Source organism: Brevundimonas sp. (assembly GCF_031082345.1).
Classification (GTDB): Bacteria; Pseudomonadota; Alphaproteobacteria; order Caulobacterales; family Caulobacteraceae; genus Brevundimonas.
On the sequence record NZ_JAVHLH010000132.1, the window covers coordinates 1 to 7,767 of the forward strand.

Here is a 7,767-nt window from a genome sequence, read left to right on the forward strand (position 1 = left end):
CGCCGCAGCCCCGTTCTGGCGGGCGCGGCGCACGCGCCCGGCCACGGCCAGGATGGTCTGCAAGGCCGCGAGCACGAGGGCGAGGATGAGGGCGAAGGCGCCCGCTTCGACGATCACGGAGCCACCGCCGCGGCGGTGTCGTCGGGACGCCACTCGCCCTTGGCCTTGAGGCTGTCGGCGACCTCGCGCGGCATATAGGTCTCGTCGTGCTTGGCCAGCACCTGGGTGGCGCGGAAGCTGCGGTCGGGCAGGAAGGCCCCCTGGGCCACCACGCCCTCTCCCTCGGCGAACAGGTCGGGCAGGTCGCCGCGATAGATCACGCGGGTGGTGGCCACATTGTCGGTGACGGCGAAGGCGACCTGGCCCGAATCGTCGTGGACCACGCTGCCGGTCTCGACCAGTCCGCCCAGCCGGACGACGCGGCCCGCCGGAGCGTTTTCCGCCGTCGCCTCGGAGGGCGAGAAGAAGAAGGTCACGCTGTCGCGCATGGCGTAGAGCGACAGGCCCACGGCCAGGGCCAGCACCGGCGCCACGGCGGCCACGACCCACAGGCGGCGGCGGGCCTTGGGCGATTTCGGCAGCCAGCTCATGATTCGTCTCCGGCCAGACGGGCCTCCAGCTCGGTCCGGGCGGGGTCTCGCGGGTCCAGCGCGGCGATCAGGGGCGACCACATCTCGCGCGCCATCGCGGTGTCGCCCCGGGCCATGGCCGCGTCGCCGAGGAAATAACGCGCGCCGCCCTGAGCGGGATCAAGCTCGAGCGCCCGGCGGAAGGCCGCCTCGGCGTCGCCGCTGACCGCGCCGTTGTTGGCCCGCGCCAGGCTGACGCCCAGCCGGGTCCAGCCGCCGGCGTCGTCCGGCCGCACCGCCACCGCCCGGCGGAAGGCGGAGACCGCGCCGATCGGATCGCCGGCCTCGAATCGGGCGGCGCCGAGCATGGTCAGGGCCTGATGATCATTGGGGCGTTCCTCGACCACGCGGGCGACCACCGCCGCGACCTGCGGCGGCTGGAGCGTGTCCAGGTGGGTCGCCCATTCGTCGACGCGCCGTTCAAACGCCTGATCGGGCAGGCCCGGGGCGCCGAAGGTCATGTAGAGCCCGACGGTCGCGGCGACGCCGGCGACGATCCCGCCCAGCACCCAGAAGCGGTCGCGGGGTTCGGCGGCGACCGGGGCGGTCTCGCGCCGGGCCGACAGGATGCGGCGGCCGGCCTCGGCCCGCGCTGCGGCCCAGGCCGCGTCGTCGAGCAGTCCGCGCGCCTTCAGGCGATCGAGTTCGTCCAGTTCGACCGAGGCGGTGGCGGGCGTCACCAGCTCGCCCACGTCCGCGCCGCGCCGCGCGCCGGCCAGCACCAGCAGGCCCGCGAGCGCCGACATCAGCGCCGTCATGATCCAGAAAATCGTCATCGCCCCGGCGATGTAGCCGATCAGGCGGCCCGCGACGAGGGCTTCGACCCGCCCTTGCCCGCCCCGGCCACTGCGGCGCGGCGACGCACCGTGCGGGCGGCGTCCCGGGCATCGATCAGATCGAGGCACCGGGCGGCCAGTTCGACCAGGCGCAGGGCGTTGACCTCATCCTTCGCCTCGCCGTCATTCACCGCCAGCAGAGCCTGGTCGGCGTAGTCGGTAAGGCGGTCGGTCAGGGATTCCACGAGAGTCTTGCGATCCGACTCGGCCCCGAAGATCGAGGCCGGACCCCGCACCGCGCCAACCAGTTTCAGCAGATGCCGGACCGCCTGGACGGTTTCGCCCTGGACCGGGGCGGTCAGCTGCGGCGACTTGCGGGTCATGCGGCCGGCGATCGGGACCCGCTCCAGCGGCAGCGCCTTGTCCACGGCCCGGTCGGCGGCGCGGAGGAAGGCGGAGAGCTGGCCGGAGAGGCTGACGCGCGCGTCACGCACCGACTTGCCCCAGACGCTGAGCGGATTGAGGGTCAGGGTCACGTCCAGTTCGCTGAGAACGTTGGCGCACCAGGTCAGGTCCTCGATGACCGGGTCGACGTTGGCGAGGTCCGAGCCGGGCCGGAAGGCCCCGATCCGCGCGACGCGCGTATCGACCCCGGCGATCAGCCTTTCGACGAAGCCGGACAGCTCGGAGGCGCTCAGGAAGCCTTCGCGCCCGGACGAGCACGAGCTCTGGGTGATGATGCGCAGGATCAGGACCGCGTCATCCAGATGCGAGAACAGCATCTCCAGCACCCGTTGGGCCCCGTCGATATGAATCCCCGCGCAATCCTTGATCAGCAGCCGCAGTTCGGCGACCTGGTCGCCGTCAGGCCGTTTCAGCCAGACCTCGATCGAGGGCAGGCCCCGGCGGGCCAGATGGGCCAGATCCAGACAGGCGGCGAGGTCGAACAGGCCCCGCTCGCGGCGCTCCGGTTCAAGATCGGCCGGCCAGATCGTCTCGGGGCGATCGCGCACCGCGGCGGCGGCGGCGAGACAGATGCGGTCGGACACGGCCACGGCGTCCGGCCCCTCCTCGTCCAGCTGCGGCAGCAGGGCGGGCTCGCGCGCCGATCCGGCCTTCCACAGGCGCGGCAGGACGGCCGGCGGAAAGGTCATGGCCTCGATGCCGTCGGCGCGTTGTCTGAACATCGGCAGCAGGGGGGCCATGACGAGACGGCGGCGTTTGCGGTCCTGCACCTCGTCCGCGAGCATGGCGCCGAGCTCCAGCGCCCGCGCGCCCGGAAGGGCGACCGCGGCCGCTGAGAGTTTCACCAGCGTGGCGTCGGGCGACTGCTCGATCAGAGCAGCCAGGGCGACGCGATGGGCGGTGGACAGCCCCGACATTCAGGCACCTCACGACCGGTCAAGCTTCCGGCCGGGGCCATGCTGCCTCGACAGAGTTAACATTGACTATCCGGAACGCCGTTCAGGCCTCGGCGGCGGGCAGTTCCAGCACGACCTTCAGACCGCCCAATTCGCTGTCCGAGAGCGAAATCCGGCCGTCGTAGGCGCGGGTCAGTTCGACCACGATCGACAGGCCGAGGCCAGAGCCCGGCGTGGTCTCGTCCATCCGGGCCCCACGCTGCAGAGCCGCCTCGCGCTGGTCCTCGGGCAGGCCGGGGCCGTCGTCCTCGACCACGACCACCATCTGGCCCAGTCCCGTGGCGCCGGCGGAGACCCGCACGCGGCGCCGGGCCCATTTGCAGGCGTTTTCCATCAGGTTGCCGAGGAGCTCCTGCAGGTCCTGCCGCTCGCCCCGGAACGCCAGGTCCTCGGGCGCACGCCAGTCGATGACCACGCCCTTGTCCTCGAACACCCGCTCCAGCATCACGGCCATCTCGTCGAGCACGGGCTCGATGGGGGTGATCTCTCCCAGCATCTGGGCCCGGGCGGCGGCGCGGGCGCGCCTGAGGTGGTGATCGACCTGGGCCTTCATGACCTCGGTCTGGCGACGCACCATGTCCGGCAAGGGCCCCTTCTTCGACCCGGCCTCCGCGAGCATCACGGACAACGGCGTCTTCAGCGCGTGGGCCAGATTGCCGACGTGGGTCCGCTGGCGCTCGACCGTCTCCTGATTGTGGTCCAGCAGGCGGTTGACCTGTTCGGCGAGCGGCTGGATTTCGAGGGGATAGACGCGGGCGATCCGCGCGGCCCTGCCCTTGCGGACATCGGCGATCTCGTTCCTGAGCGCATAGAGCGGCCGCAGACCGATCCGGACCTGCAGGAAGACCGCGATCACCAGGCCGAGGCCGAGGATCAGCAGGGCGGTCCAGGTGAAGGTGGCGAACTGGCGGGTGTCGTTGTCGATGTTCGAGCGGTCGATGCCGGCCAGGAAGACCACGGGCTGCGTCCGGCCCGGCAGCTGTTTCATGCTCGCCGCCACTCGCAACGGCACGCCCAGGGGCCCCTCCCCGCCGCGGCGCAGGCCGTCCGGGTCGTTGTAGCTGATGGTCGCGCCGCGGGCGGCGGTGAGGCGGGCGGGAAGCTCTGCGGGGATGGACAGGCTCTCGCCCGCCAGAGAGGGAGAGCGAAAGAGGATGCGCAGGCGTCCGTCCGGCCCCGGTTCGGCCACGGCCCAGTATTTGCCGGACAGGGGGCGCAGGGTGCGGTCGTCCCGGACCTCGTCCACGGTCAGGGAGCCGTCGGACGCGGCGTTGGTCGCCACGACCACCTCGTCGATGGTGTCGGACAGGACGGCGCCGAGCCGGCGCAGTGCGGATTCCTGGTACTGGTTGGTCAGAGCCCAGCCGGCCAGGACGAGGGCGACCACGATCCAGGCCGAGGCCAGCCATATCAGGCGCCGTGTGAGGCTTCGTCCCGGGCGCCCGAACCAGCGGCCCCAGTTGCGCGGCTCGTTCGCCGCCGCGGCGTCGACAGGGCCCCCCGCGCCGTCCGTCACGTCTCGTCGTTCTCCCCGGGCAGGGACGTCAGCCGGTAGCCGAGGCCGCGCACCGTCTCGATCCGGTCCGGACCGATCTTCTTGCGCAGGCGGCCGACGAAGACCTCGATGGTGTTGGAATCCCGGTCGAAGTCCTGGTCGTAGAGATGTTCGACCAGTTCGGTGCGGCTGATCACCCGGCCCTGGTGCATCATCAGATAGTGCAGCAGGCGGTATTCGAGGGAGGTGAGGCGCAGGGGTTCGCCGTTGACGGTCGCCCGCGCCGCGCGGGGATCCAGACGCAGGCCGCCGCAGGCCAGGGTGGAGGAGGCGATGCCGGCGGAGCGGCGCAGCAGGGCCCTCAGCCGGGCCAGCAGCTCCTCGGTGTGAAACGGCTTGGTCAGATAGTCGTCGGCGCCGGCGTCAAAGCCCGAGACCTTGTCCGACCAGGCGCCGCGCGCAGTCAGGATAAGCACCGGCGTGGTCTTGCCGTCGCGGCGCCAGCGCTCGAGCACCGACACGCCGTCGATCTTGGGCAGGCCCAGATCCAGCACGACCACGTCGTAGGGCTCGGTGTCGCCGAGGAAATGAGCCTCCTCGCCGTCGGCGGCGTGGTCCACCGCGTAGCCGGCGTCGGACAGCGCGCCCTTCAGCTGGCGCGACAGGTCAACGTCGTCCTCGACTAGCAGCACGCGCATTCAGCGTTCTCCGATCACCCGGCCGGTGCGGCCGTCCACCATGATGTCCGCGACACGGCCGCCGGGATACTCCCAGCGGACCACGATCGTGTCGCCGCGATTGCTGGCGCCGAGGAAGCGGCCGGGCCGACCCGCCGAAGCGCGCTGGACGGCGGCGCCGACGCTGACGCGCGGGGACTCGACGGATTGTTCACGAGAGGGCCGCTCGCGCTGGCCGCCGGACTGGCCGCCGGACTGGCCGCGATCGCCACGGTCCTGCACGCCGCCGCCACCGCCCGTCGCGGCGCGGCGTTCCTGTTGCCTCGCCTCGGCGCGGTCGCCACGATCCTGCGCCGCCGCCGACAGCGGCGCGGCGGCGAGCAGGGCGGCGAGGAGGAAGGCGGGCATCCGGGTCATGGGCGTTGATCTAGGCCCCAGGCTCTGAACGACGGCTGAACGGCGAGTGTAGACATATTTCACCGTAAGCGCGCCTCGCCGACCTCAAAGGAGCGCCCGCGCGGGAGACGCGCATGGATGCGTGGTCATCGACATGAACGCAAGCTGACGCAAGCCGTTCAGGTCGGGCTCAGACGAAAAGTCGTCTTGTCGGCGTCAACGCAGCCAGCCCGGCCGCGTCGAATGCGAAGGATAAGACGATGATGAAGAGAGTCCTCATCCCCGTGCTGGCCATCGCCGCGGCGTCCGTCGCGGTTCCCGTCATCGCCCAGGACCATGGCCGCCAGGATCGTGACCGCTATGAGCGCAACGACCGCGATGATCACGGCCGCTACGAGCGGAATGACCGCGACGACCGCCGCGACCGCGGGGATCGCTACGAGAATCATGGCCGCTGGCAGTCGATCGCCCAGCGCAAATATCAGCTGGACCGCCGCATCGACGTCGGCCTGCGCAACGGCTCGCTGAGCCGCCGGGAAGCCAGCCGGCTGCAGATCCAGCTCAACAGCCTGGTTCGTCTGGAGCGCAACTACATGCGTGGCGGCCTGACCCGCTGGGAGCGCAGCGATCTGGACCGTCGCTACGACCGGCTGGCCGTGCAGGTCCGCGCCGAGCGCCGCGACCGCGACAATCGTCGCTGGTAAGGCCCGACCTTTCCTCCCCGAAAGGCCCGAGGGGCGCCGTCCGAAAGGGCGGCGCCCCTTTCCTATGGCGCGAGGCGCAGCCGGCTCTCGATGACGGTGACGGCCCGTCCGCGCAGCAGGATGCGGTCGCCGCGCACCTCGGTCTCGAGATCGCCGCCGCGGCCCGGGAAGACCTGCCGGAAACGCACCGTCGGCCGCCCCAGCCGGTCGGCGTAGAGGGGACCCAGAATGCAGTGGGCCGAGCCGGTGGCGGGATCCTCATCGACGCCGCAGCCGGGGGCGAAGAAGCGGTCGATCACATCGACGTCGTCGCCCGCGTCGGCCCCGGCGCAGACGATGACCTCGCCGGCCTCCCCGGCCTCGCCCTGCAGGGCGGCCAGGGCGGGAATGTCGGGGCGCAGCGTCCGCACCGTTTCCGCGTCGGCGAGAACGGCGACCAGATAGCGGCCGGCCCAGACCTCGACCGGCTCGACGCCGAGCGCTTCGGCCAGGCCCGGGACCGGCCCGGTGAGGCGCGGCGGATCGGCCGGAAAGTCCATCTCGTAGCCGTCGCCGGCGGGACGCACGACCAGCGGGCCGGAGCGGGTGTCGAAGGTCAGGGCTCCGGCGTCGGCGCCGAGTTCGGTCATCAGCGCATGGGCCGAGGCGAGGGTGGCGTGGCCGCACAGGTCGACCTCGCGCCCCGGGGTGAACCAGCGCAGGCCGAACCGGGCCGGATCGGCGGTGCGCAGCAGGAAGGCGGTCTCGGCCTGGTTGTTCTCCTTCGCCAGCGCCTGCATCCAGTCGTCATCAGGCCAGCGGTCGAACGGCTCAACCACGCAGGCGGGGTTGCCCCGGAAGGGGGCGGCGGCGAAGGCGTCGACGGTCCATTGGCGCATCAGGCGGTCTCCGGCGCGATGATAGTGAGTTCCGGCCAGCGGGCGCGCGCCCGCTCGACCACGCGCGGCCAGTCCCTGGCCACGCCGCGGGTCGGATTGGGCCGGAGGGTCAGGGCGAACACATCTTCCAGCCCCAGCGGCGCCGCCACGCTGATCGTGTCGTCCGGCTCCAGCCGCACCCCCACGGCGAAGGCTGGCGCCACGAACCGCGCGAGGGCTTCGTCGGTGCCGGAAAGCGGCGCGTAGGGCTCGCCGAAATGGGCTGGAAACCAGATCGGCACCCGGGCCTGGTTGCGGACCTCGACCATGTCCCGGAACGGCGCGTCGAAGGCGGCGGCCACCCGCTTGATGACAACGTCCTCGGCGTCCCAGCTGGTGTCGGGATCGTAGTAGCCGACGTCGTAGTCGCGCACGCCATAGCCCGCCGGCCGTCCGGTCAGGGCGTTCCAGACGCATTGGTAGACGGCGCCGGAAAAGATTCGCCAGTCGGGCAAGCCCTGATCGCGCACGCCCTCAAGCACGTGCATCAGGCCGGGGTCGGCGCGGACGATGGCGGCGAGGCGGGTCTCCAGGTCGCTCATCGCGCGTCTCTCAACGGCCAGCCGTGGTCCAGCGGGCCGTGGCCCTGCCCCAGCCCGGGGGCCCGGCGGATGGCCTCGGCGACATAGGCCCAGGCCTCGGCGACGGCGGCTTCGAGCGGCAGGCCCTTGGCCAGTCCGGCGGCGCAGGCGCTGGCGAGGGTGCAGCCGGTGCCGTGGGTGTGGCGGGTGTCCAGGCGCTCGCCCTCGAAG

10 protein-coding genes are annotated in these 7,767 nt (G+C 71.8%); 1 reads left to right on the top strand and 9 read right to left on the bottom strand.

Features of this window, described 5'->3' with window-relative positions; genetic code table 11:
* Window positions 1-113 precede the first annotated feature (113 nt).
* The 6 genes from ccmE to RDU12_RS09635 all read right to left on the bottom strand — a co-directional run bounded on the left by ccmE (window position 114) and on the right by RDU12_RS09635 (window position 5,415).
* A complete protein-coding gene (gene ccmE / locus RDU12_RS09610) occupies window positions 114-590 on the bottom strand; it encodes a cytochrome c maturation protein CcmE (RefSeq protein WP_308684517.1) in 477 nt (158 codons plus the stop codon).
* On the bottom strand, window positions 587-1,405 hold the full coding sequence (ccmI, locus tag RDU12_RS09615; RefSeq protein ID WP_308684518.1) for a c-type cytochrome biogenesis protein CcmI: 819 nt from the start codon (window positions 1,403-1,405) through the stop codon (window positions 587-589). Before ccmI ends, ccmE begins: the two co-directional genes overlap by 4 nt.
* A gap of 20 nt (window positions 1,406-1,425) precedes the next feature.
* Window positions 1,426-2,787, bottom strand: a complete 1,362-nt coding sequence (locus tag RDU12_RS09620; protein ID WP_300292178.1) for a hypothetical protein — start codon at window positions 2,785-2,787, stop codon at window positions 1,426-1,428.
* Window positions 2,788-2,869: 82 nt separating this feature from the next.
* On the bottom strand, window positions 2,870-4,342 hold the full coding sequence (locus RDU12_RS09625) for a sensor histidine kinase (protein WP_300292175.1): 1,473 nt from the start codon (window positions 4,340-4,342) through the stop codon (window positions 2,870-2,872).
* Window positions 4,339-5,019, bottom strand: a complete 681-nt coding sequence (locus RDU12_RS09630; RefSeq protein ID WP_300292173.1) for a response regulator transcription factor — start codon at window positions 5,017-5,019, stop codon at window positions 4,339-4,341. The genes RDU12_RS09625 and RDU12_RS09630 overlap by 4 nt, the downstream gene beginning before the upstream one ends.
* Window positions 5,020-5,415, bottom strand: a complete 396-nt coding sequence (locus RDU12_RS09635) for a hypothetical protein (protein ID WP_308684519.1) — start codon at window positions 5,413-5,415, stop codon at window positions 5,020-5,022.
* A gap of 242 nt (window positions 5,416-5,657) precedes the next feature.
* Between RDU12_RS09635 and RDU12_RS09640 the strand changes: the two genes are divergently transcribed.
* Window positions 5,658-6,098, top strand: coding sequence for a hypothetical protein (locus RDU12_RS09640; RefSeq protein ID WP_300292975.1), 441 nt, complete (start codon window positions 5,658-5,660; stop codon window positions 6,096-6,098).
* Between the two features lie 62 nt (window positions 6,099-6,160).
* On the opposite strand, the gene RDU12_RS09645 is transcribed toward RDU12_RS09640, so the two are convergent.
* From RDU12_RS09645 to RDU12_RS09655, 3 genes are all read right to left on the bottom strand, one after another.
* Window positions 6,161-6,976, bottom strand: a complete 816-nt coding sequence (locus RDU12_RS09645; RefSeq protein ID WP_300292973.1) for a PhzF family phenazine biosynthesis protein — start codon at window positions 6,974-6,976, stop codon at window positions 6,161-6,163.
* The gene (locus RDU12_RS09650; RefSeq protein ID WP_300292971.1) at window positions 6,976-7,557 is read right to left on the bottom strand and encodes a nucleotidyltransferase family protein; all 582 of its coding nucleotides are present in this window, start codon (window positions 7,555-7,557) and stop codon (window positions 6,976-6,978) included. Before RDU12_RS09650 ends, RDU12_RS09645 begins: the two co-directional genes overlap by 1 nt.
* Window positions 7,554-7,767: bifunctional hydroxymethylpyrimidine kinase/phosphomethylpyrimidine kinase (locus RDU12_RS09655; RefSeq protein WP_308684520.1), on the bottom strand; the 214-nt coding region annotated here is incomplete at its 5' end. The genes RDU12_RS09655 and RDU12_RS09650, both read right to left, overlap by 4 nt.